Here is a 23,475-nt window from a genome sequence, read left to right on the forward strand (position 1 = left end):
TGAGGGATTATGGGAGCCGCCGCAGCCATAGGCGCACCATGCTCTGTGTTGTAATCCAGCAAATAAAGGCAGCAACAAATGGCAGTGCGGCAAAGGCAACCAGCATATCCGTTGGAATAATGTTTTGCAGGGTTTGCCAATCGGGCAGCAACAGCGTGTCAGACTGGAGCGAGATATTGGCAAAAGGCGCTGCCATTCTGAACAGCACCAGCAAAGGCACCATGGCCAGAACAGTGCCAGCTAAGCTGCCGCCTAGCCCCAGCATGGCCGTGCGCCATGCAAAACGGCCTGCAATATAGCCATCGGATGCCCCCAGCCCGTGCAGGATTTCAATAATATCGCGCCGGGTTGAAAGGCCCGCACGTGTGGCAAGGCCGGTTACAAGCGTGGCAATGCCGCCAACGGTCAGCAAAGCCAAACCTGCGCAGGCCAAAAGGCTGTTGGCCAGTGCTTTCAGGCGTTCTCCCCAGCTTGCATTATGCTCCACAATGGTGCCGGGTACATGCGCAGTAAGGGTTTGTTCCAGATCGTTGGGTACCTGCGCGTTATCTGGCAAACGAATGCGGATAATGGCTGGCAGGGGGAGGGCGGAGTTATCGGCCTCACCCAGCCATGGCTCCAAAAGCCGTGCCAGTTCCTCTTTATCCAAACGGTGCATCACCGAGCCGGGAGGCAGGGTGTTGAGGTCTGCCAAAACAGCTTCCGCACGGGTGGGGCCTGTGGGCTCTTTTTTGCTGGCAGGAGTAAGGGGTTGATCAGGGTCTGGCACCTGCACAGTTACAAGCTGGGCTGCACCTCCGGCCCAGCGGGCAGAAAGTGCGCGCGCACCTGTTGCCCCGGCAAGCGTTAAGGCAGCCAGAAAGCTCATCATGGCCACAAGCGTAAACAGGCTGCGGTCGGGCAGCGCTTCAGAAACAGAAAGACCGTCCTTACGGCCAGAAAAGGGCATCATCATACCGTTGCCCCTTCATCCTGCACCAGCCGGCCACGCTCCAGATACAGGGCCGGGCGTTCCAGCCTGCGGATTAGGGCCTCATTATGCGTTGCCACAACCATGGTGGTGCCCATGTCGCTCAGTTCGGCAAACATATCCAATAGGCGGTGGGCTTGGCTTTCTTCCAGCGCGTTGGTGGGTTCATCTGCCAAAATCAGGCCGGGGCGGTGGATAATGGCGCGGGCGATGGCTGTACGTTGCTGCTCCCCACCAGAAAGGCTGGCCGCGGGGGCATTCAGGCGCTCACCCAAACCGACCCATTTTAGAATGGCGTGAATTTCATCCTGAATTTCATCTTCAGGGCGTTTTTGCAGGCGCAAAGGCAGGGCCACGTTATCCGCAACACTCAGGCCGGGGATAAGTTTGTAATCCTGATGCACCATGCCGATTCTCTGCCGCAGGCGCACAAAATGTGCACGCTTTTCTGCCTTGGAAACAGGCTTGCCCAAAAGCAGCATGCGCCCTTCTGTGGGGAGTGTTTCAAGGTGCAGCAGGCTTAACAGGCTGCTTTTGCCTGCGCCCGATGGGCCAAGAAGCCAGCGGAATCCCCCTTGCGGAATAGAGAAGGAAAGATCGGACAATACCTGCGTATTCTGCTTTTTGCCCCGCCGCCATGAAACGTTTTCCAGACGGATCATGCTGGAACCATAAGGAACGGAAGTGGCATAAAGCGGAACAATTGTTGCATATGTGTAGTGTAACCGAGAGGCAGGGGGAGTGTCGATTGAAAGACACAACATACTGCCTAATAAACGGCATGTTCCATCTTTTTGGCGCGATGTCTGGCGCGAACGGGTGTTACCTGTGCTAAGGGAGATGCCAAATCTGTTCTTCCGTTCGATGCCTTAGCCTCGCATCTGCGTGCAGCAGGCGCAGGGAGGAAGGCAGCCTTGTATCAAGAGAGTGTTCATGAAGATCGTCTGTCCTTCCTGCGGTGTGGCCTATCAGGTTCCAGAGGCTCTTCTTGCCAAAAGGCAAATGCTCAAATGCTCTGCCTGTGGCGTTAAATGGCGGGTTCAGCTCCCGCAGTCGCAGCCAGAACCTGTTGCGGAGCCTGTGCCGCATGAACACGCTCAACCGCAGTCTGCTCCACCAGAAGCAACAGCACCACATAGCGCGCCGGAAGAAAAAGTAGCCCCCGCTTCAGAACCTTCGGAAGCTCCTCCTGCTGATGAACCGGATTCGGAGCACCCGCCTGTAACGGAACCTCCGGCGCCGCAAGAGCCAGCTCCAGAACACGTTGCCGAGGAAACACCAAAAGAACCTGCGCCGGTTGAACCCCAAGCACCAGAAGCTCCCGTTCAGCCGCAGCCAGAACCTCAGCCTGTTCCAGAACCACCACCGGAACCAGAACCGGAAGTTCCCAGCGCGCCTGTGGTTGAACCGGAACCTGTCGTCGAGCCGGAACACACACCTGCGCCAGAGCCAGAAGAACCAGTTGCACCGCAGCCCGTGCCGGAAGTGCCGCAGCCAACAACAGTGCGGCAGGTGCATGTTACGCAAACACCTCCGCCATATGTGCCGCCGCATGTTGAACCAACGCTGCCATCGGCTACAAAACCTGCCGCGCCATCTAGCCCCGTAGTTGCACCGGAGCCGCCGCAGCCAAAAGAAACTGCTGCGCAAATGGGCCAACGCTCTGAGCCTTTGCGCAGGGCCTCACCCCCGGCAGAACCTTCTGCACCACAAGTGGTGCCAGAAGTGGGGGCTGCAAACACGCCTCGGCCTATGGGGCTGCCCAAAGTGCGGCCAGAAGTGGCGCAGGCCTATGCTCAAAGTGCAGCGGCGCACGTTGCCCAACCCAAAGCGCCATCTGCGCGCAAACTTGATGTGCGCGGGCTGATTTTAACGGAAAAATTCTGGAAAATAGCCTGGATTCTCAGCGTAGTGCTGGCTGTTATCGGCTTTGTGGCTATCTGGCATTGGTGGAATGCCATTGTGCACGCATGGCCTGCGGCAGCGCGTCTGCATCGGGCCGGTTAAGGCCTGATACAAAAAGACGCACCTAACGTGTACGCACGGCAGTGTGCAGCTTTTACATGCTGCGCCCGGCCAGTGTTGCCAGTGTGGCACCTGCGGCTGCCAAGGCCATAAGCATAATACCATCCCAGATCAGGCCGCTTGCTGTAAGATCATGCCCGGCAATGGCAAGATGATGCGGAATAGCGGAAGCCACATTGGCAATGGCATCACGTGCTTGCGGGTCTGCTGATGCAGCGGATTTGGAAAGAGCGCCAACCAGCGCGGGCAGCGCGGCCCATGCCACACCTGCAATCAGCAGCAATGGGGCAAATAACTCGGCAATCTGTTGCACAAAATAGAACGCAAAATAACAGACAGACCAAATGGCTGTGCGCACAAGGGCAAAGCCAGAAGCGCCAGATCGGTAAGCAGCAGAAGACTGGGAAGAAAGAGGCATGCGCGGGTCCATAGGTATTGGTTCCTTGCCGGCAGTAAATGGGCCGAGTGGTTGTGTTGTATCCAACCCACAGAGCGCGCAGGCGGACTATTCTTGCCCTATATATACAGGCACAGGGTAAAGCATGCCAATGGATAGCCATATGACGGATGCAAGACATGTTTTCATATGGGTAACGCATTCGCGATGAGGGTGTGAGGGCAGAGTTTTGTTAAGGTGCATTTTTTACACTGACCTCTCGGAAGGGCACGTCAGCGGATTTTATGCCGGTGGCCGGTAAAATTATGGATTTTCTTTCCTGCTCCATCCTGTTTGTCGGGGTGGACGCGGCTTGGCAGGTGCATCTTGAAACCTTGCTGCAGGCGCGTGGGTTGCGTGTAAAAAGCGTGGCAGATGGTCGTTCTGCTTTTGCCGGATTTGATGAAGATCTGCCTGATCTTCTGGTTGTGCCCGCACGGTTGCCAGATATGCCCGCAACCCAGCTTTGCCAGCGTTTGCGGTTAAATGCGGCCACGCGTGGTATCCCGGTTGTTGTGCTGTTGCCAGAGGCCAACAGCAGGCAGGAAGCCGAAATTCTGGAACGCGGGGCAGATTGTTGCTTCAGCATGGCGGATAATCCGCTTTTGCTGGTTTTCCGTATCTGCGCGCTGCTGCGTGAATATGATGAAGACCTGGCCGGGCGCGAGGGTGTGGTATTTCGTCAGCCGCGCATCGTGATCATGACAGCACCGGGCGGTGTATTATGGGCGTGGTCTGATAGGCAGAAACCCGCAGATTTTGAACCGATCAGAGGCGGCCAGCCTTATCTGGTGGAACTTCTGCAACAGAATGGGGAAGATGCCCTGCTGGTGGAAGACCCGGAAAAACTGGATCTTTCCGGTATTGCCAGTAGCCGCGCTTGCCCGGATTGTGTGGTGGTGGACTTGGCTTGCCCGGCGTTTGATGGCTTAGCACTTGCGCGCACCATAGCGGCTTTTCGCAGGCGCAGCCGCCAGTGCACGCGCATTATGGGCATGGTGGAACACGGCGGCCTTTCTGGTGAACAGGTGGCACGCGCATTTCATGCCGGAATAGATGATCTGCTGGATGCAGATACACCTGTAGATTTGTTGGTAAGCCGTATTGGCAGCCTTGTGCGGCGTAAAACATTGCAGGACGAAGCCCGGCGCGAGGAAGCACATATAGAAAGTGCCCGTGCACGTATGGCGCTGGCCGATGCTTTGCGGCGCGTGAATGCCGATCTGGCGGCCGCTAATCGCAAATTGATAGAGGCGCAGGCCAAACTGGTGCAGTCCGCCAAAATGGCATCATTGGGGGAACTGGCCGCCGGAATCGCGCATGAGTTCAATAACCCGCTGGCGTTTGTTCTGGCGCATGAAAACACAGTCAAGCGCAGTATGGTCAAGGCGCTGCATGCCGTCAGATCGCAAGATCTGGTTACGGCGGAAACCGCATTGCAAAAGGGGAGTGAGCGTCTTTCAGCCTCCCTTATCGGTCTTTCACGCATGCGGGATCTGGTGGCCAGTCTGCGCCGTTTTTCCCGGCTGGAGGAAGGTGAGTTCCGCCGTCTGGATGTGCCCGAAGCCATAGGCATGGTGCTTACACTGCTTGCCCCCAAGCTGGGGCAGGATATTGAAGTTACCTGCAAGTTGGAGGCCCCGCCGGAACTGGTGTGTCAGGCAGCGCTGGTTAATCAGGTGGTCATGAATATCGTCAGCAATGCCGCAGATGCCATTTTGGATAAACGGCGCGAGACGATTCAAAGCGCCGACCCCACGCTTTCCCACGCAGATCGTATCCTTATCACCTCGTTTTTGGAGCAAGCTGAAAGCGGTAAAGGTGAAGAATACGTGATCCAGATAAGCGATACCGGGCCGGGCGTGCCCAAAGAGCTGCAGGAACGTGTTTTTGAACCGTTTTTTACCACAAAACCTGTAGGGTCTGGTACGGGGCTTGGGCTGGCCACCGCATATGGTGTTGTGCAGGCCCACGGCGGCAATGTTGTTGTAACCAATGCAAGCACGTTGGGGGGCGCCTGTTTCACCCTTCGCGTGCCATACAGAGCAGGAGAGGAGAGGCGCGGTGATAACGTTGCCTGACCTGAAACAGCGTCCCATCGTGCTTGTGGTGGACGACGAACCGGAGATTCTGGTTGCGCTGACAGACCTGCTGGAAGGTGCCTACCATGTTCTTTCTGCTTCATCAGGAGAACAGGGTTTGGCGTTACTGCGTGAAAACCCGGATGTAGCGGTTATTATCTCGGACCAGCGTATGCCCGGCATGACGGGTGATGTCTTTTTGGCGCAGGCGCGGGATATTTCCGGCGCAGGGGCCATTTTGCTAACGGGATATGCCGATATCTCCGCCGTAGAAGCCGCGCTGAACCGGGGGCAGATTTCCTTTTTTGCGTACAAACCGTGGGATGATGAAACACTTCTTTCCATGGTGGGGCAGGCTGCCGCGCGCTATTTTTTGGAAAAAGAACTGGAGTGCGAACAGCTTTTGCTACGCGGGCTATTGGAAAACCTGCCATTTGGGTTGGCGTTTAAAGATCAGGATGGCTGCTTTATCCGTCTGAACCAGCAGATGGCGCGGGAGTTTGGCCGCAGCGTTGCCGAATGCCTGGGCCAGAAAGAAGAGGACCTGGTAAACGGCCCACGGCAGGAAAGTCTGGAAGAAGCGCGGCAGGCGCTGGAAACATCCGGGCGGGATCAGCAGGTCTTGCAGCTTCCGGGGCCTGATGGACAAAACCGCTGGCATGATCTGACCCGCGTGCGGCTTGATAGCCTGCGTAATGCCCCTGTGCGTTCGGGCTTGTTGTCTGATTATTCCATCCTGATTGATCGGGACGTAACAGACCTGCTGGGGCTGGAGCAGCGTTTGCGGCAGGCCCAGAAAATGCAGGCCATTGGCACATTGGCTGGCGGCATTGCGCATGATTTTAACAATCTGCTCACCGCTATTCAGGGCTCTTTGGAGCTGGTGCAGGATCTGGAACCCCCGCGAGAGCCGGGCGTGGCACGGCTATATCAAAACGCCATGGAAGCCGCCCGCCGAGGGGGCACTCTTACGCGCAAACTGCTAGACTTCAGCCGCCCGCGCCACTTGGTGTGCCAGAGGGTGGAAGTGCAGGAGGTGATGCAAAACCTTCAGGGCTTCATGAAGCAGGGCAAGGTGCCAGAAGATATCCGTGATGCACTGGATTCCGCCTCGGTAGAAGGTAGCGGACGCTTCAGCAGCGTGCAGTTTGTACTGCCCGAAGAACCTCTGCCACCTGTATGGACAGACCCCGTGCAGCTTGAACTGGCGGTGTTCAGCCTGTGCATTAATGCCATAGACGCACAGCCGGAGGGCGGCAGCACCAGTGTTTCTGTGCGGCAGGTTGCGCGGTTGTTAGGCCGCCATGTGGGCAAGGATCATGCCGGGGCATGGGTGGTTGTGCAGGTTTCGGACAGAGGCGTGGGCATGACGGAAGAAATGCGCGCCCGCATTTTTGATCCGTTCTTTACTACCAAGGATATGGGACAGGGTACTGGGCTGGGCCTGTCCATGATTTACGGCTTTATCAGCCATTGCGGCGGCGAAGTGCGTGTGGAAAGCACACCGGGTGGTGGCACCTCCGTGGAATTGTGGTTCCCGGCCATGGATGCGCAGCTTTCAGCATCCATTCCACCCGCGGCAGGTGTTTCTGGCAATGCCACCGCCAATATGCGCACGCTGGCAGCCACGCCGCAGGGCCGCGCTATTCTGGTTGTGGATGATGAACCGGGCGTGCGCGCAGTAACGGCAGGTTTTCTGAGCCGTGCAGGATATGAGGTGTTGGAATCGGCTAGTGGCGCAGAGGCCGTGGAAACCGTGCGCAACAGGCCGGATATCGCCCTTGTGGTGATGGATGTGATGATGCCCGGCATGAACGGGGGCGAAGCCGCACAACGTATCCATGCCGAACGGGCAGAGCTGCCAGTGCTGTTTGTAACAGGCTACGCAGATCTGGGTATTTTGCCCCAAGGTGTGGCCGTGCTGCACAAACCCTACACGCGTGATGCGCTTTTAGGAGATGTAAAGGCCATGCTGGCTGCATAGGCCAACCCCTTGTTCTGGGCGGAATAAGGCTTATCTGAGGAAGATCATGCATACTTTTCACACAGCTTCCTCATCTCATGATCCCGTCGGCTGGCACGGGACAACCATTCTCTGCGTGCGGCGCGGGACCGAAGTTGCCATGGCGGGCGATGGTCAGGTCACGCTGGGCAGCACGGTTGTTAAGGGCAATGCCCGTAAGGTGCGCCGCATAGGCCCGCAGGATAATATTCTGGCGGGCTTTGCGGGTGCTACAGCAGATGCCTTTACCCTGCTTGAGCGTCTGGAAGCCAAGCTGGAACGCTACCCCAATCAGCTTGAGCGCGCCTGTGTGGAACTGGCAAAGGATTGGCGGACAGACCGTTACCTGCGCCGTTTGGAGGCCATGATGGCCGTGGCAGATGCCGAACATTCCTTTACCCTTACAGGTAATGGTGATGTGCTGGAGCCAGAAGATGGCATTATCGCTATTGGGTCAGGCGGCAATTATGCTCTTTCCGCAGCCCGTGCGCTGCTGACGGTTGATGGGCTTGGGGCAGAGGAAATTGTGCGGCGGTCTATGAAGATTGCTGCTGATATCTGCGTTTACACCAATCATTCTGTCCGGGTGGAAACACTCAAGGCAGCCTCAGATCAGGAGAGCCGGTAATGGATGCTCCTAACTTTTCTCCGCGTGAAATTGTAAGCGAACTGGACCGGTTTATTGTCGGTCAGCAGGATGCCAAGCGGGCCGTGGCTATTGTCATGCGCAACCGCTGGCGGCGTGCGCAGCTTTCTGGAGGTATGCGTGAGGAGGTTGTGCCCAAAAACATCCTCATGATCGGGCCTACCGGCTGCGGTAAAACGGAAATTGCCCGTAGGCTGGCAAAACTTGCGCAAGCCCCTTTCCTGAAGGTGGAAGCCACCAAGTTTACCGAAGTGGGGTACGTGGGCCGTGATGTAGACAGCATTGTGCGTGATCTGGTGGAAGTTTCCATCACCATGCTGAAAACATCGCGCCGCAAAGATGTTGAAGAAAAAGCCCAGCAGGCAGCGGAAGAACGCATTGTGGATGCGCTGGCGGGGGAAGGATCTTCTGCTGATACAAAAAGCAAATTCCGCAGCATGCTGCGCAGCGGCCAGCTTGAAGATAAGGAAATTGATATTGCCGTAACCGAGCAGGCCCCTGCCGGAAGCAGTGATATGCCCGGAGCCGTGCCGGGGCAGGCCATTAATGTAGGCGATATGATGAAAGCCTTCATGAACCGTGGCCCCAAGCAGAAAAAGCTCAAGGTTTCTGTGGCACGCGAATATCTGAAGCGTGAAGAAGCAGACCGTCTGCTGGATGGTGAGGCCCTTACGCGGGAAGCCGTGGCCAATGCGCAGGAAAACGGCATTGTTTTTTTAGATGAGATAGACAAGGTATGTGCCCGTGCATCAGAAAGCGGGGCAAAGGGTGGTGATGTCTCCCGCGAGGGTGTGCAGCGTGACCTTCTGCCGCTGATTGAAGGCACAACCGTTTCCACCAAACATGGCCCGGTGAATACAGACCATATTTTGTTTATTGCCTCTGGCGCGTTCCATTTGGCCAAGCCGTCTGACCTGTTGCCAGAACTTCAGGGGCGTTTGCCTATTCGGGTGGAATTGCAGCCGCTCAGCCGTGAAGACTTGCGCCGTATTTTAACAGACCCGGAGCATTCTTTGCTCAAGCAGTACATCGCGCTGATGGGCACAGAAGGCGTAACCCTGAACTTTACGGATGATGCCATAGATGCGCTGGCTGAACTGGCAGCAGATATTAACGACCGCGTAGAAAATATTGGGGCGCGGCGTCTTGCCACAGTGCTGGAAAGATTGTTGGAAGATGTCTCTTTCACGGCATCGGACCGTAAGGGCGAAACCGTGGAAGTAAATGCTGCAATGGTGCAGGAAAAAGTCGCGCCACTGGCGCGCAAGGGAGATCTGAGCAGGTTTATTCTGTAATGGAAGCACCATTTGTAACGCCGCAGGAAGATACGGCAGAAGAAGCTATTGAAGCCATCCGTGATGAGCTGGAAATCTTTGATGATTGGATGGAGCGGTATCAGTACATCATAGAAATGGGGCGCAAGCTGCCCCCATTCCCCAAAGAATGGTGTGATGATGCCCACCGCGTGCCTGGCTGCCAAAGCCAGGTATGGCTGGAAGAAAAGGAAGAGGACGGCAAACTGTATTTTGCAGGCCTGTCTGACGCCGCCATAGTGTGCGGGCTGGTGGCCCTGCTATTGCGCGTATATTCCGGCCGATCCAAGGAAGAAATTCAGGCAACAGACCCCAAGTTCCTGCGTGATCTGGGGCTTGTGCAGGCTCTTTCTACCAACCGAGGTAACGGGGTGGAAGCGATGGCGCGGGCTATTCGTTCCGTTGCAGCTTCTGCTGTGGCCTGAACTGAATGTGAATTGCGCCGCCTTTATGAAGGTGGTGCAATTTCAAATAAAAAACCGGCGTGCTGGAAAAATCCAGCCGCCGGTTTTTTTTATGCCTGCTTTACAGAAAAGCGGGTGCCTGAAAAATCAGGCGTTCCCTTTTTCTTTCAGCGCTTTCAAGATGTCAGCCGGGCGTACGGGCAGATGCCGCATACGCACACCAACAGCATTGAAAATGGCGTTGCCAATAGCTGGTGCAATGGTGGTTACACCCGGTTCACCAAGCCCCATGGGTTTTTCTGTGCTGGGCAGGAATTCAATATCCATATCCGGCACATCTGTAATACGCAGGGGCGTATAGGTGTTCAGGTTGCGGTCACGCACGTTGCCATTTTCAATTTCCGTGCCTTCAAACAGCGCCATGCTCAGGCCCCACAGTGCGCCGCCTTCGGTCTGGGCCAAGGCGCCGTCTGGGTCGATAATCGTGCCAGCATCCAGCACCAGCCAGATTTTCTGGCAGGTGACAACGCCTGTTTCGCGGTCAACATGCACCTGTGCGGCGCCTGCTGTCCATGTTGGCATGTTGCGTTCCTGCCCGAAGGTGGTGGCAATGCCAATGGCCGTATCTTTAGGCAGGCTGACTTTGCCGTAACCGCACTTTTCTACCAGCTTTTTAAGCACATTGGCCTGACGGGATGCCCCACCAACAGAGTTGGGAGCACTGCCCGCATTACGGCCCTTGCACGTGAGAAGCCCAAGGCGGAAATCAACCGGGTCTTTCCCATAATCATGGGCCAGTTCATCCAAAAAGCTTTCATGCGCCCAAGGTGTCCAGCCGGAGCTGACCGAACGCAGCCAACCGGGGCGGAAGGTGGCATCGGCCAGATCATTATCCAGTGCGCGCACCAGAATGGGGCCGACATCGTACCAGTGGTCAGCGCCTGCAATGGCGAACTGATCGTATGGTTTGCCGTCTTCACCTTTTTCCATAAAGGCAGCAGCCATCACGCCTGTTGGCCAGCCGGCAGAAGCATGATGTTCCCACCCGTTGATGGAACCATCCTTGTTCACACCAGCGCGCACTGTCTGGATGGACGGTGAGCGGATGGAATCAAACAGCACGTCATCAGACCGGGTAAACACCAGTTTAACAGGCTTGCCACCCAGTGCCTTGGAAATGAGCGCGGCGGGAACTGCGTAATCCCCATTCAGGCGGCGGCCGAAACCACCACCCAGCAGGTAGCTGCGCATCACCACATCGGATTCAGGAACCTGAAGCGCCTTGGCAATAACGGGCAGGAACAGGGTCTGCCACTGGTTACCGCAATGCACTTCCCACTTGCCTTCGTGCAGGCGGGCAAGAGCGTTCATGGGTTCCAGCTGATAATGCAGCACAGAAGAGCACGTATAGGTGCGTTCCACTACCTTATCGGCTTTGGCCAGCGCTTCATCCACTCCGGCATCATTAAAGATGCGCGAACCGCCGGTTTTTTCGGCAATCTGCTTGCGGCCGTGCTCAATAATGTCCTGTTCGGTCACGTTGGCGGTTTTACCCGGTGTCCATGTTACTTTCAGGGCATCTGTTGCGCGGATGGCCGCAGGGTAGGAGGAAGCCAGAACCGCAACCCAGCCCGGCACTGTGTTGGAAGGATCATCCAGCACAATGTAGCGGATATAGCCCTTAACCTTTTTGGCTTCCGTATCATCAACAGAAACCACTTTGGAGCCATACCGCGTGGGCGGCATTTTGGGGCGAGCATACACCATGCCTTCCAACTTGGCATCAATGCCATAAATGGCCGTGCCATCTGTTTTGGAAGGAATATCCAGCGCTTTAACTTCACGCCCGATCAGCCGGTGTTCGGATGAAGGTTTGAGCGGCAGCTTGGCCATTTCATCTGGCGTAAAGGTGCGGGTGGGGTGCGCACGGCTTACAATTTCGCCGTAGGAAATAGAGCGCTTGCCCGCAATAACCTGCCCATTACGTGCAATACAGGCAGAAGGCGCCACACCCAGCAGGCGTGCACCTTCTTCCACCATTACGGTGCGGGCTGCTGCACCAGCTTGGCGGAACTGATCCCACGTGAGCCAGACAGACCAAGAACCACCTGTAATCATCAGGCCCCATTTGGGGTCTGTATCCACGTAGGTGATCTTAACCTTGTTCCAGTCTGCTTCCATTTCATCGGCAATAATCCGGGCAAGGGCGGTACCAACATGCTGGCCCATTTCTGCACGAATAACGTTCACGTTCACCCAGCCATCCGGCGCAATGGAGCACCAGATTGTGGGTTCAAACGCACCACCGGCGGGCAGATTGCCTGCGGCCTGCGGGTAAACCTGCGCAGCATTACCCTGCCGCGCAAAGCCGAACATAAAGGCCGAGCCCATGGCCGTAAGCAGAAAACCGCGGCGCGTGGGCCCACGGCCTGCGGCCCGATCCTGCCGGGCTGCAATGCGTTCCAGCTTACCCATGAGATGCCTCCTCCTTCTGCATGGCGGCGGCCGCTTTCTTGATTGCCTTGCGGATGCGCACATACGTCATGCAGCGGCACAGGCTGCCGCCCATTACGCCATCAATCTGCTCATCCGTCGGGTCGGGATAATCTTTCAGAAGGCTGACAGCCTGCATGATCTGGCCGGACTGACAGTACCCACACTGCGGAACCTGAATATCCTTCCAGGCTTCCTGCACAGGGTGTTTGCCTTCTGGGTGCAGGCCTTCAATGGTGGTTACATCAGCGCCTTCAATGGAGCTAATGGGCGTAATGCAGGAGCGGGTGGCACGGCCACCCACCAGCACGGTGCATGCACCGCACTGGCCTACGCCACAACCAAACTTTGTGCCTGTCTGGTCCAGATCATCACGCAGGGCCCACAACAGAGGGGTATCTTCTGGCACATCGACGGAAACGTCACGGCCATTGAGTTTGAACTTTATCATCTCTTGCTCCGTGTTCCGTCTTAGTGCGAAGAATTGACTGGAACTGGCTGGACGGTCTTGCGCACTTCAGCGGCCTTTTTCTCAAGGTTTGTCCACGGTGGCAGTGTGGTGCGGGTGCGGCGCAGATAGGCGGCAATGCGGGCCATATCCTTGTCGGACAGCGCATTGTAGAAGCTGGGCATGGCTACGCCAGATTGCCCTTCTTCCGCCGTAAGCCCACGTAGCATGACCTGATACAGGTTTGTGGGTTCATCCAGCCACAGTGCGTTGTTCAGCGCCAGATCCGGGCGGCCAAGAACAGGCGTGGGCGCTGCATTGTAATGGCAGGCCGCACAGGCACCCTGATACAGCTTTGCGTCCGGGTCCACATTCGGGCCGATCAGATCGGTTTTGGAAGCTTCCATGGCGCGGGCCAAGGCGGCCTTGTCGTTCTTTTCACGCTCGGCAGCGTGGTCCACATCCGCAAAGTAATGCGCAATGGCGTGCACATCTTCTTCCGGCACGGTGGAAAGGAAGCGATGCGGCACGGGGGACATAGGCCCACCAGCCGGGCCGTGCAGCGGTGCTACGCCAAAGCGCAGATACTGGAACAGCTCATCTTCCGTCCATGTGGTGGGGGTTGGGTTGTGCTCGTTAAGGGCGGGCGCAATCCAGTTATCCACCACGGCACCTTCGTAGGCGGAGCCTTTCTTTTCGGCTCCCATAAGGTCACGCGGGGTATGGCACGCGCCGCAGTGGGCGTTGCCTTCGGCCAGATAGGCACCGCGGTTCCACAATGCATCATGCCGTGGGTCGGGCTTGTACACGCCGGGGCGCAGATACAGCAGTTTCCAGCCAGCCTGAAGAATACGCAGGCTGAGCGGGAAGGGCAGCTCGTTCGGGCGGCGAGACATATGCACGGCCGGGCGTGTCATGATGTAGGCATACAGATCGGAAATATCCTGATCCGTCATCTTGGTGAAATGATCGTACGGGAAAGCCGGGATCAGATGCACGCCCTTGCGGGACACACCAAGGTGCATAGCGCGGCGGAAGGCTTCTTCCGACCAAGCGCCAATGCCCATTTCAACATCTGGTGTGATGTTGGAAGAATAGATGGCCCCAAACGGGGTATCCATTTTATAGTCACCCGCCAGTTCCGGCCCGCCGCCGTTATCTGTGCGGGTGTGACATTCTGCGCAATACCCTTCAGCCGCCACAATCCGCCCGCGCTCTATCTGCTCGACAGAAAAGCTGGCTGGGTTTGGCCGCTCAATCGGGGCAATTGGTGGATACCATGCATAATATAAGAACCCGAGCCCCCCAAGGACCCCGGCCGCGGCTACTCCCGCTAGAAGACGTTTGATCACTCTACCCCCAATCCCGTGAAAAACGTACCATCTGGCGGGCAACACGTAAGCCTACGCGCCATGAGCCGATGGATCAGCGTCTGAGGTTCGTTTCTTGATTCAGGACGATTCTTATCTGGAATTGCGATGTAAATAAACGCATAGGTTCCACTGTATTACAGTGAAATCTGAATAAGATTTATTTGTCTGCCGAGAATATTGCAGAAAAACAGGGGTTTCGTCTTTATCTATATTTTATCGTATATAGTTAAGCGTTGATTTTGCATGTATGCCATGCGTTCAGTTCTTGAAAGAAATCATATTTTTGCGATGGAAAAGGCCGCTGCGCCTCTCTGCTATGGCCGTATTCGGTTTATCAGAGAGAGCGCAACGGGAAGGCGGCATAAAGGCCTAAGGCAGATTAGCCTGCGTGCTGGGCAAGGGTTTTGTGTGTGCCCTGTGCGCGAATGCTCTGGCGAATTTTCACAACGTCAGTTGCAAACTCGGGATGATCTTTCAGGTTCCAGCCTGCAAAAACGGTCATCTGCAACCCTGTGGCCAGATCTTCTGCACGGGCCAGCGCAAGTTGTTCTGCGTTAATGGCGGGTTCTGTAATGGTATAGGGCGTGCCTTTATCCGTAGTGCCACGCAGATATTCCAGAAAACACGCCGTGCCAAACGCCAGCCGCCAATGATCGCGCCTGGAGCCCAGAACGCCATTGACAGTATCTGTCAGGAACACGGGCAGTTTGGAGCCGCTATCGGAAGCAATGCGCAAAAGCTGATCGCCCACCGCAGGGTTGCGGAAGCGGTGCAATACCTGCTGAGCATATTGTGCCAGAGAAACACCTTTGGGCGGTGTAATGAAGGGTGAGGCGTCTTCTGCCAGAAAACGTTCCAGATGGCCCAGTAGCAAGGTGTCTTCTATGGCATGTGGCACAGTGTCATACCCCATCAGCACGCCGGGCAATGCCAGCATGGAGTGGGAGGCATTGAGCATCCGCAGTTTTACCTGCTCATAAGGCCCAACGTCATCTGTAAACTGTACGCCCACCGTTTCCAGTTCTGGCCGACCATCGCAGAAATTGTCTTCAATCACCCATTGCGTAAAATCTTCCGCAAAAATGGGCATCTGGTCAGCAACGCCCGTCAGGGCATCCAGGCGCGTAATGTCTGCTTCACCAACAGAAGGTGTAATCCGGTCCACCATGCTGGATGGGAAGGTGACGTTTTCTTTCATCCACGCACCTAAAATAGGGTCACGCGCAGTGGCATAGGTGCAAAAAGCCGTGCGGGCAGCTTTGCCGTTATGGCGCAGGTTATCGCAACTGAGCACCGTAAAGGGGCCGGTGCCGCTTTCGCGCCGCTGGCGCAGGGCTTCACATACCAACCCGAAAGCCGTTTCGGGCACATCACGTGCTAAATCTGCTTTAATATCAGGGTGATCGAGCGTGAAGTTGCCTTCAGCATCCAGGTAGTAGCCACCTTCTGTAATGGTGAGGGTGACAATTTTAATATCCGGGTCTGTCAGGCGCTTAATGGCGGCAGCGCGATCTTTGGCTGCGTGCACATATTCTATAATGCTGCCGATAACATTGGTTTCATGCGTGCCATCGGGCGCAAAGGCGGTGAGTGTGTACAGGTTGTCCTGTTCTGCCATAATGGCAGCGCGCTTATCTTCACGCGGTGTATTGCGCAGGCCTACGCCAACAATGGCCCAACCTTGCTGGCCTGCACGCTCCAGAACTTTGTTGATATACATGGCCTGATGGGCGCGATGAAAATTGCCCACGCCAAGATGTGCAATGCCTGCCGTGGTTTTCTGCCGATCATAGCGCGGCGTTGTAACCTGAGCAGGAAGCTGATGCAGTGTGGCGTTGGAAAGAGGGATCATGAAAACCGTGTACCTCGCTTTAAAATATCTGTTGGGCATAATGTTGGGGCAAAACGCAGCATAAGCAAGAAAGCTGCGTATGTGAGGCTTGAAAGTGATGGGGCTTTCCGTTAAGGGAGCGCATTCGCACACGCGTCCGGGCTTGTAGGGCATGCCCGGCCGTGGTTGGTTGCCTTAATTATTTTAAGGTGACGTTATCCAGATTTGTTCAGGAGTGTTGAAATGCCCAAGATGAAGACCAAGTCGTCGGTCAAAAAGCGGTTTAAAATCACCGCAACCGGCAAGGTGCTCTCTGGTCCGTGCGGTAAGCGCCACGGCCTTATCAAGCGCCCTCAGAAAATGAAGCGCTCCGCACGCGGCACGCAGACCATGACCCCGCAGGACGGTCGTACCGTCAAGCAGTGGGCCCCCTACGGGCTATAAGGAGCATCTGATTCATGGCACGTGTAAAACGGGGTGTTACCACCCTTGCTCGTCATAAAAAGGTTCTGGAACTGGCCAAGGGTTATCGCGGCCGCTCCTCCACCAACTATCGCATTGCGCTGGAACGTGTTGAAAAGGCACTGCGCTATGCTTACCGTGACCGCCGCAACAAAAAGCGTGAATTCCGCGCTCTGTGGATTCAGCGTATCAACGCTGCGGTGCGCGAACATGGCCTGACCTACAGCCGTTTCATCAACGGTCTGGACAAGGCTGGTATCGAAATCGACCGTAAGGTGCTGGCCGCCATTGCGTTTGATGATGCCGCAACCTTTGCTGAAATCGTAAAGAAGGCTCAGGCTGCTCTGGCTGCCTGATCTGCCTGTCTGATACGATAAGGTTGAAGAAAAGGCCGTCCCACGTGGGCGGCCTTTTTGCTTGGTGCCGGTGAGGGAAGATGTGGTTTTCCCTCTTGGGGCTTTTCTCCCGCTGCGGGAGATTGTATCCGCCCGGTAAGCATTTTCTCCTCGCGTGAGGTTTCATGAGCAACGATCTTGAGATTCTGCGGCAGGAAGTCCTGTCCGAACTGGCTGGCGCCACAGACCTGAAAGCATGGGATGCCGTGCGTGTCAGCACACTGGGAAAATCCGGCAGGCTGACGGCTTTGCTCAAAGCGCTGGGGAAAATGCAGCCCGATGAACGCAAAGCCCGTGGTGTGGCGCTGAACCGCCTGCGTGATGAACTAACCCGCGCGATTGAAGCGCGCGGCAAAGAACTGGAAGCCGCAGAGCTGGAAGCCCGTCTGGTTGCCGAGCGGGTAGATGTTACCCTGCCACCACCGCCGGTGGAACGTGGCTACCTGCACCCCATCAGCCGCACGATTGAAGAAATGACCGCCATTTTTGGCGCCATGGGCTTTAAGGTGGCAGAAGGGCCGGATATCGAAACCGACTGGCACAACTTCTCCGCCCTCAACACGCCTGATCATCATCCTGCCCGCACGGATCATGATACGTTTTATCTGCCGCCACAGCCGGGGCTGGACGTAACGCGTGTGCTGCGTACCCAGACATCTGGCGTGCAAATCCGCACCATGCTGGCGCAAAAGCCGCCTATCCGCGTAATTGTGCCGGGCCGCACTTACCGGGCGGATCATGATGCCACGCATTCCCCCATGTTCCACCAGTGCGAAGGCCTGGTTGTGGGCAAGGGCATTACATTGGGGCACCTTAAGGGCTGCCTGATTGAATTTTTGCGGGCGTTTTTTGGTAAGCCGGAACTGCCGGTGCGCTTCCGTTCTTCCTACTTCCCATTTACCGAACCTTCTTTGGAAGTGGATATTGGCTGGTCTCGCAAAACCGGTGAGATCGGTGGTGGGGAAGACTGGCTGGAAGTGCTGGGTGCAGGCATGATTCACGCCCGTGTGCTGGCCAACTGTGGGCTGGACCCGCGTGAATGGCAGGGCTTTGCCTTTGGTATGGGCATTGAGCGGCTGGCCATGCTGAAGAACGGTATTCCCGATCTGCGTTCGTTTTATGAAAGTGATATCCGCTGGCTGCGCTATTATGGGTCGGACCCACTTGCGCCCGCGCTACTGCATGAGGGGGTGTGAGGAATGAAGTTCACGCTATCTTGGTTGTATGACCATCTGGATACGCAGGCCACGCTGGAAGAAATCTGCGCGAAGCTGAACCAGATCGGGCTTGAAGTTGAAAGTGTAGAAAACCGCGGTGCGGCAATTGAGCCATTTTTAACCGCCCGTATTCTGGATGCCCAGCCGCACCCCAATGCAGACCGCCTACAGGTATGCCGGGTAGATGCAGGCCCCGGTTTTCAGGACGTGCAGGTGGTGTGTGGTGCCCCCAACGCACGCAAGGGGCTAGCCGTTATTTTTGCCAAGCCGGGCACCTATGTGCCGGGGCTGGATATTACCATCAAGGAAGGCAAGATCCGTGGTGAAGCCAGCGGCGGTATGCTGTGCTCCCTGCGTGAACTGGGCCTTGGTGAAGAAAGCAACGGCATTGCAGAACTGCCGGAAGATACGCTTCCCGGCCAGTCCTATGCTGATTTTGCTGGCCTTGATGATGTGGTGATCGACATCGCTATTACCCCTAACCGGGGTGATGCACTGGGTGTGCGTGGCATTGCGCGGGATCTGGCCGCTGCCGGGCTGGGCACGTTGCGCCCATGGCTGGCAGAAACGGTGGAAGGCAAGTTTGATTCCCCCGTGGTGTGGGATATTTCCTACCCGGAAGCCTGCCCGTGGGTGCTGGGCCGCACTATTCGTGGTGTAAAAAATGGCCCCAGCCCGGAATGGTTGCAGCGCAAGTTGGAAAGCATTGGCCTGCGCCCGATTTCTGCACTGGTGGATATTACCAACTATTTCTGTTTCGATCTCGGCCGCCCGCTGCACGTGTTTGATGCCGCCAAAATTTCTGGTGGCAAGCTGACAATTTGCCGTGGCGAAGGCGAGCAGTTTCGTGCGCTGGATGGGCAGGACTACACAGTTGGCCCGGAAGACTGCGTGATTGCAGATCAGGCTGGCGTGCAGTCTCTGGCCGGGATTATGGGCGGTGAGGCCACAGGTGCCACAGCAGAAACCACAGATGTATTTGTGGAATGCGCACTGTTTGACCCTGTGAAAATTGCTCTGAGCGCCCGCCGCGTGGGTGTTTCTTCAGATTCCAGCTATCGGTTTGAACGCGGGGTAGATCAGGCGCTGCCGGTTTCGGCTTTGGAAGCTGCAACACGCCTGATTATTGATCTGTGCGGTGGTGAGGCCAGCGAAGTTGTTTCTGCCGGTGAACAGCCTGCATGGCAGCGTGATGCCACGCTGCGCTTTGCCCGTGTGCGTGATCTGGGTGGTCTGGATGTGCCTGCTGATGAAAGCGTGGATCTGCTGGAAAAGCTGGGCTTTGAGGTGCAGGAACGCACCAATACGCAAGTGCGTGTGAGCGTGCCATCATGGCGGAATGATATTGCCCAAAAGCCTGTTCTGGCACAGGGCGAAGGTATTCCGGCTGATGTGGCAGCCAAGGCTGCGGAAGGCGTTGTGGCCATAGAATCAGAAAGTGATCTGGTTGAAGAAGTGCTGCGCCTGAAAGGGCTGGATGCTGTGCCTGCAGTGCCGCTGCCATCTGTGGTGGTTGTGCCAGAAGCAGCACTCACACCTCGGCAGGCGCGTCTGGCACTGGCACGGCGCTTTCTGGCCGCACGTGGGCTAACAGAAACAGTCGGTTTCTCCTTCGTTTCGCATGAGGCAGCTGAGCGATTTGGTGGTGCGCCGGAATCCCTGCGTCTGCTTAACCCTATTGCGTCTGATCTGGACCAGATGCGCCCCACACCCATGATCAACCTGTTGGCTGCGGTTAAGCACAACAGTGCACGCGGATGGGGTGATCTGGGGCTGTTTGAAGTTGGCCCGGCGTTTGCAGAAAACGGCCAGCAGCCAGTGGTGGCTGGTGTGCGCTCTGGCCATACACCGCGTTATCCGGGGCAGGCGGGGCAGGCTGTTTCTCTCTGGGCGGTCAAGGCAGATGCGCTGGAGCTGCTCCAGCAGCTTAGCGTTAACCCAGATGCCATCAGCACCACCACAGATGCACCGGGTTGGTACCACCCCGGCCGTTCTGGCGTGCTGCGGCAGGGGCCTAAAAACGTTCTGGCCTATTTTGGTGAGTTGCATCCCTCTCTGCTTCAGGCCGAAGGTATTGATGTGCCGGTTGTCGGGTTTGAGCTGATGCCGGATGTGGTGCCAGACCCCAAACGTAAAAAGAAAGCCGCACCGCGTCTTTCTGCGTTCCAGCCCGTGCGGCGTGATTTTGCATTTGTTGTGGCACGTGATGTACCGGGTGAAAAACTGTTGCGGGCCGTGCGCGGGGCAGAGCGCCAGCTTGTGGCAGATGTAAGCCTGTTTGATGTGTATGAAGGCCCGCATGTGCCAGAAGGGCATCGCTCCATCGGTGTGGAAGTGACCCTTCAGCCCATGGATAAAAGCCTGACAGATGCGGAACTGGAAGCTGTGTCTGAAAAAATTGTTGCCGCTGTTACCAAGGCAACAGGCGCAACCCTGCGTTAAGTAGGAAGGAGCAGGGCTGTATGAAGGAAAAGCGCATCATGGCGGGTAGGGCAAAAATTATGAGTTGGAAGAAAACTGCTGCCCTCTCTGCCTTGTTGTGTGGCTTGGCGGGCGCTGTTTTGCCACAGGCGCAGGCCGAGCAGATTACAGGGGCCGGTTCCAGCTTTGCCGCGCCCCTGTATCAGTCATGGTCAGCGCATTCTGCGGCGCAAACCGGTGTGCAGCTGAATTATCAGACCATTGGCTCCGGCGCTGGGCAAAATCAGGTTCTGGCTGGCACGGTAGATTTTGGGGCATCCGATGCTCCTATGTCTCATGCGCGGTTGGAGGCGGGGCATTTGCTCCAGTTTCCCACCGCTATTGGTGGCATTGTTGTTATTGCCAATGTGCCGGGCGTGCCTGAAGGCGCCTTACGCCTTACCGGCCCCGTTCTGGCAGCGATTTATGATGGTTCCATCACGCAGTGGAATGATCCGCGCATTGTAGCGCTCAACCCCGGTGTTACATTGCCGGATCTGCCCGTGGCTCCGCTGCATCGGGCAGATGGGTCTGGCACAACCTACGTGTTTACAGAATATCTTGGCCGGGTTTCTCCCACGTGGGAGAAACAGGTAGGGCGTGGCACATCTGTTGCATGGCCAGTTGGCGCAGGTGCCCGTGGGAATGATGGCATTGCTTCTTACGTTAAAAATACGGAAGGCAGTGTGGGGTATGCGGAATATGCCTATGCAGAACGCAACCATCTTTCCACCGTTGTTCTGCAAAATCGGGCCGGGGAATTTGTGGTGCCGTCTGTTACCAGTTTTACACGGGCTGCGGAAAATGCCACGTGGGACCATGCAGACATGACAGCCTCGCTCTGTGATGCAGATGGCGCCGGAAGCTGGCCGATTGTTACCACCACTTATGCGCTCGTACCGCGTGAGGCGAATGAGGCAAACCACGGAAATGCTGTAAGAACGTTCTTCCGTTGGGGCGTAAAGGATGGAGAAGCCGCCAGCCGGGAGCTGGACTACGTGCCATTGCCTCCAGTTGTGCGGGATGCCGTTCTGGAGCGGCTGAAATAGGCGGATAATCTGGTTATCCGGTTCTTCCCGCGTTCATCCTGCGGTTGTCCCACGTTTCATCCACAGATTCTGTGGATAACGCGCTACGCGGGATAAGTTACTGAACCCATGCCTGAGAAAACAAAAGCTGGTTTACGGTTGTAAACAGCAGGTTTTTCAGGCGTGGGGATGTTAAAATAACAGCATCTTTTTCAATGGCAGGAGCTACAGGGGCTTGCTCCATAACCCGCCTGTCTGCCTCCTGCCACAAGGCATTTTGCGCCTGTGCGCTCAGGCTTACATCCGTTTTGGCTTTATCCATCAGGCTTTGCACATCCCGGTTACAAAATCCGGGAATATTGATGGAACTGTCTGAACTGGGGTGAATATTTTCACACCCCAATAAAGCATCCAAAAAGTTGGAAGCCGATGGATAATCGGCAGACCAGGAGGCTACGCCAATTTGCACATGGTTATCCGAATTCTGCATGTAGGAAAAAGCCAGTGCGCTGCTAAGTGGGCGCAGATTGGCACGGTAGCCAAGGTTTTGCAGCATGTCCCGCACCCATGCGCCCATGGCCAGATCAACACTGGTGTTGGCGGCAATCACGGTCACTTTCTGGCCGTATGTTCCGCTTTCACGCACCAGATTGCGTGCTTTTTCCATATCTGTGCCACGCCACATGGGGGCAGGAGATTCAGGAGAGGCATCCTTGGTGTAAAAACATTGCGTAGAGGATGCCGACAAAGTGGAAGGCAACATGCCGCATAGCGGGCGGGCAATGCCGGGGCCACCATATAAAATGGCCATGGCCTTGCGGTTTAGCGCGTAATTGACGGCCTGCCGCGCCTTGAGGGAAGAAAAAGGGGCTTCGCGCATGTTCATGGGCAGAAAATACATGGCCGGATGGCGCAATACATGCGTCTGGCCAGTAAAGCGGCTGCCCAATTCTCCCAATCGGTCTAGGGGAATAGGGTCTGCCATCCAGTCATACTGTCCGTTTTCTACGGCGGTTACGGCAGCTTCATCTGGTATGCCAAAAGTATAGTCTATCCGATCCGGGTAACCAAAAGGCTGCGCCTGTGCGTTCCATTCCTTGAAATACGGATTGCGCTCCAGCTTCAAAAACCGGTTTGGGTCATAGGCAGTAAGCTGGTAGGGGCCGGTGCTGGGCAAAGGCACGTTGCCGGTATCATGGTCTGGCGCGTTGGCTGGTAAAATAACGGCGTGGGTAAATGCCAGCTTATGCAGGAATTCTGTGTCAGGCGTTGTAAGATGAAACGTGATGCTGCGGGTGGCGGGGTTTTCTATAACCCCTTCAAGTTTGCAGTCTGTTGGGCTGCGCAGGCAGGCATCAGCACCTTTGATGGCACCGTAAAAAGCCCCGGCCGTTGGGCTACCTACACGAAAGATGCGGCGGAAGGACGCCACAACATCAGCCGTGGTAACGGGCTGACCGTTGGAAAAGGTAATGCCTTCACGCAGGCGGAAGGTATAGGTTAGGCCGCCATCTTCGGGGTGCGGAAGTTCTTCCGCCAAATCTGGCACCACATCTGCCCCGGCCAGACCATCTGCTTTGCGGAAGGTGGTTAATCCATCATACACATTGGCAAACAGATTGATGTATTTGCCGGAGTAATTGATCTGGGGGTCCAGCGTGCCGCCGGAAGAAGCCGCAACCAGACGCAAAGTGCCACCCATATGGGGGGAGGATGGAGCATCTGAAACATCTGCGGCCATGCCTGCTTTTGTTGTGCCAGCTGCAAGCAGCACACAAAAACAGGCAGAGCGAAACAGCTTGCCAGATTTACTGGCCAGCATTCTGCTCCATTGCCGCTTCAGGGGATGGGGATGTCATCAACGCGCTAAGGTTTTTGTAAAGGGACGACA

Annotated in this window: 19 protein-coding genes; 11 read left to right on the plus strand and 8 right to left on the minus strand. The window is 56.2% G+C overall.

Annotated features, from left to right (window positions below):
- Positions 1-7: 7 nt before the first annotated feature.
- Positions 8-955 carry a cell division protein FtsX gene (locus EOV40_RS04640; protein ID WP_050819614.1) on the minus strand — a complete coding sequence of 316 codons (948 nt, stop codon included), beginning with the start codon at positions 953-955 and terminating at the stop codon, positions 8-10.
- On the minus strand, positions 952-1,734 hold the full coding sequence (locus tag EOV40_RS04645; protein WP_128105161.1) for a cell division ATP-binding protein FtsE: 783 nt from the start codon (positions 1,732-1,734) through the stop codon (positions 952-954). The genes EOV40_RS04640 and EOV40_RS04645 overlap by 4 nt, the downstream gene beginning before the upstream one ends.
- Positions 1,735-1,855: 121 nt before the next feature.
- Here EOV40_RS04645 and EOV40_RS04650 point away from each other — a divergent pair, with 121 nt between their 5' ends.
- The gene (locus EOV40_RS04650) at positions 1,856-2,977 is read left to right on the plus strand and encodes a zinc-ribbon domain-containing protein (RefSeq protein ID WP_128105162.1); all 1,122 of its coding nucleotides are present in this window, start codon (positions 1,856-1,858) and stop codon (positions 2,975-2,977) included.
- 52 nt (positions 2,978-3,029) lie between these two features.
- Here EOV40_RS04650 and EOV40_RS04655 read toward each other — a convergent pair whose 3' ends face one another.
- Entirely contained in the window at positions 3,030-3,425 is a 396-nt protein-coding gene (locus tag EOV40_RS04655; RefSeq protein WP_050819616.1) for a hypothetical protein, read from the minus strand.
- Positions 3,426-3,676: 251 nt separating this feature from the next.
- Here EOV40_RS04655 and EOV40_RS04660 point away from each other — a divergent pair, with 251 nt between their 5' ends.
- From EOV40_RS04660 to EOV40_RS04680, 5 genes are read left to right on the plus strand one after another with little or no spacing between them, the layout of a single operon-like run.
- Positions 3,677-5,512 (plus strand): ATP-binding protein, encoded by a 1,836-nt coding sequence (locus EOV40_RS04660; protein WP_128105163.1) that lies wholly within the window; start codon positions 3,677-3,679, stop codon positions 5,510-5,512.
- Positions 5,496-7,496, plus strand: coding sequence for a response regulator (locus tag EOV40_RS04665; protein WP_050819618.1), 2,001 nt, complete (start codon positions 5,496-5,498; stop codon positions 7,494-7,496). The genes EOV40_RS04660 and EOV40_RS04665 overlap by 17 nt, the downstream gene beginning before the upstream one ends.
- Positions 7,497-7,542: 46 nt before the next feature.
- Positions 7,543-8,142, plus strand: a complete 600-nt coding sequence (gene hslV / locus EOV40_RS04670; RefSeq protein WP_128105164.1) for an ATP-dependent protease subunit HslV — start codon at positions 7,543-7,545, stop codon at positions 8,140-8,142.
- The gene (gene hslU / locus EOV40_RS04675; RefSeq protein ID WP_128105165.1) at positions 8,142-9,455 is read left to right on the plus strand and encodes an ATP-dependent protease ATPase subunit HslU; all 1,314 of its coding nucleotides are present in this window, start codon (positions 8,142-8,144) and stop codon (positions 9,453-9,455) included. Before hslV ends, hslU begins: the two co-directional genes overlap by 1 nt.
- A complete protein-coding gene (locus EOV40_RS04680; protein WP_019090116.1) occupies positions 9,455-9,898 on the plus strand; it encodes a SufE family protein in 444 nt (147 codons plus the stop codon). The genes hslU and EOV40_RS04680 overlap by 1 nt, the downstream gene beginning before the upstream one ends.
- Positions 9,899-10,024: 126 nt before the next feature.
- On the opposite strand, the gene EOV40_RS04685 is transcribed toward EOV40_RS04680, so the two are convergent.
- From EOV40_RS04685 to EOV40_RS04700, 4 genes are all read right to left on the minus strand, one after another.
- On the minus strand, positions 10,025-12,352 hold the full coding sequence (locus tag EOV40_RS04685) for a xanthine dehydrogenase family protein molybdopterin-binding subunit (protein ID WP_128105166.1): 2,328 nt from the start codon (positions 12,350-12,352) through the stop codon (positions 10,025-10,027).
- Positions 12,345-12,821, minus strand: coding sequence for a (2Fe-2S)-binding protein (locus tag EOV40_RS04690; protein ID WP_003622889.1), 477 nt, complete (start codon positions 12,819-12,821; stop codon positions 12,345-12,347). The genes EOV40_RS04685 and EOV40_RS04690 overlap by 8 nt, the downstream gene beginning before the upstream one ends.
- Before the next feature lie 20 nt (positions 12,822-12,841).
- Positions 12,842-14,170, minus strand: coding sequence for a c-type cytochrome (locus EOV40_RS04695; RefSeq protein ID WP_128105167.1), 1,329 nt, complete (start codon positions 14,168-14,170; stop codon positions 12,842-12,844).
- Between the two features lie 400 nt (positions 14,171-14,570).
- Positions 14,571-16,043, minus strand: a complete 1,473-nt coding sequence (locus tag EOV40_RS04700) for a mannitol dehydrogenase family protein (RefSeq protein ID WP_128105168.1) — start codon at positions 16,041-16,043, stop codon at positions 14,571-14,573.
- Positions 16,044-16,265: 222 nt separating this feature from the next.
- Here EOV40_RS04700 and rpmI point away from each other — a divergent pair, with 222 nt between their 5' ends.
- From rpmI to pstS, 5 genes are all read left to right on the plus strand, one after another.
- The gene (gene rpmI / locus EOV40_RS04705; protein WP_042786675.1) at positions 16,266-16,466 is read left to right on the plus strand and encodes a 50S ribosomal protein L35; all 201 of its coding nucleotides are present in this window, start codon (positions 16,266-16,268) and stop codon (positions 16,464-16,466) included.
- A 14-nt stretch (positions 16,467-16,480) separates the two neighbouring features.
- On the plus strand, positions 16,481-16,840 hold the full coding sequence (gene rplT, locus EOV40_RS04710; protein WP_003622900.1) for a 50S ribosomal protein L20: 360 nt from the start codon (positions 16,481-16,483) through the stop codon (positions 16,838-16,840).
- Between the two features lie 164 nt (positions 16,841-17,004).
- On the plus strand, positions 17,005-18,075 hold the full coding sequence (gene pheS / locus EOV40_RS04715; protein ID WP_128105169.1) for a phenylalanine--tRNA ligase subunit alpha: 1,071 nt from the start codon (positions 17,005-17,007) through the stop codon (positions 18,073-18,075).
- A gap of 3 nt (positions 18,076-18,078) precedes the next feature.
- Positions 18,079-20,538, plus strand: coding sequence for a phenylalanine--tRNA ligase subunit beta (gene pheT, locus EOV40_RS04720; protein WP_128105170.1), 2,460 nt, complete (start codon positions 18,079-18,081; stop codon positions 20,536-20,538).
- A 20-nt stretch (positions 20,539-20,558) separates the two neighbouring features.
- The gene (gene pstS, locus EOV40_RS04725; protein WP_080986779.1) at positions 20,559-21,605 is read left to right on the plus strand and encodes a phosphate ABC transporter substrate-binding protein PstS; all 1,047 of its coding nucleotides are present in this window, start codon (positions 20,559-20,561) and stop codon (positions 21,603-21,605) included.
- A gap of 97 nt (positions 21,606-21,702) precedes the next feature.
- On the opposite strand, the gene EOV40_RS04730 is transcribed toward pstS, so the two are convergent.
- Positions 21,703-23,406: an ABC transporter substrate-binding protein gene (locus tag EOV40_RS04730; protein WP_128105171.1), complete on the minus strand. Its 1,704-nt coding sequence runs from the start codon at positions 23,404-23,406 to the stop codon at positions 21,703-21,705.
- Between the last annotated feature and the right edge of the window lie 69 nt (positions 23,407-23,475).

The sequence above is a fragment of the Acetobacter oryzoeni genome, assembly GCF_004014775.2.
GTDB lineage: Bacteria > Pseudomonadota > Alphaproteobacteria > Acetobacterales > Acetobacteraceae > Acetobacter > Acetobacter oryzoeni.

Excerpts from the sequence above, each read along its gene's own strand:
- EOV40_RS04640 (WP_050819614.1), bottom strand. The coding sequence starts at position 955 with ATGATGATGCCCTTTTCTGGCCGTAAGGACGGTCTTTCTGTTTCTGAA.
- EOV40_RS04645 (WP_128105161.1), bottom strand. The coding sequence starts at position 1,734 with ATGTTGTGTCTTTCAATCGACACTCCCCCTGCCTCTCGGTTACACTAC.
- EOV40_RS04655 (WP_050819616.1), bottom strand. The coding sequence starts at position 3,425 with ATGGACCCGCGCATGCCTCTTTCTTCCCAGTCTTCTGCTGCTTACCGA.
- EOV40_RS04660 (WP_128105163.1), top strand. The coding sequence starts at position 3,677 with ATGCCGGTGGCCGGTAAAATTATGGATTTTCTTTCCTGCTCCATCCTG.
- hslV (WP_128105164.1), top strand. The coding sequence starts at position 7,543 with ATGCATACTTTTCACACAGCTTCCTCATCTCATGATCCCGTCGGCTGG.
- hslU (WP_128105165.1), top strand. The coding sequence starts at position 8,142 with ATGGATGCTCCTAACTTTTCTCCGCGTGAAATTGTAAGCGAACTGGAC.
- EOV40_RS04680 (WP_019090116.1), top strand. The coding sequence starts at position 9,455 with ATGGAAGCACCATTTGTAACGCCGCAGGAAGATACGGCAGAAGAAGCT.
- EOV40_RS04685 (WP_128105166.1), bottom strand. The coding sequence starts at position 12,352 with ATGGGTAAGCTGGAACGCATTGCAGCCCGGCAGGATCGGGCCGCAGGC.
- EOV40_RS04690 (WP_003622889.1), bottom strand. The coding sequence starts at position 12,821 with ATGATAAAGTTCAAACTCAATGGCCGTGACGTTTCCGTCGATGTGCCA.
- EOV40_RS04700 (WP_128105168.1), bottom strand. The coding sequence starts at position 16,043 with ATGATCCCTCTTTCCAACGCCACACTGCATCAGCTTCCTGCTCAGGTT.
- rpmI (WP_042786675.1), top strand. The coding sequence starts at position 16,266 with ATGCCCAAGATGAAGACCAAGTCGTCGGTCAAAAAGCGGTTTAAAATC.
- rplT (WP_003622900.1), top strand. The coding sequence starts at position 16,481 with ATGGCACGTGTAAAACGGGGTGTTACCACCCTTGCTCGTCATAAAAAG.
- pheS (WP_128105169.1), top strand. The coding sequence starts at position 17,005 with ATGAGCAACGATCTTGAGATTCTGCGGCAGGAAGTCCTGTCCGAACTG.
- pheT (WP_128105170.1), top strand. The coding sequence starts at position 18,079 with ATGAAGTTCACGCTATCTTGGTTGTATGACCATCTGGATACGCAGGCC.
- pstS (WP_080986779.1), top strand. The coding sequence starts at position 20,559 with ATGAAGGAAAAGCGCATCATGGCGGGTAGGGCAAAAATTATGAGTTGG.
- EOV40_RS04730 (WP_128105171.1), bottom strand. The coding sequence starts at position 23,406 with ATGCTGGCCAGTAAATCTGGCAAGCTGTTTCGCTCTGCCTGTTTTTGT.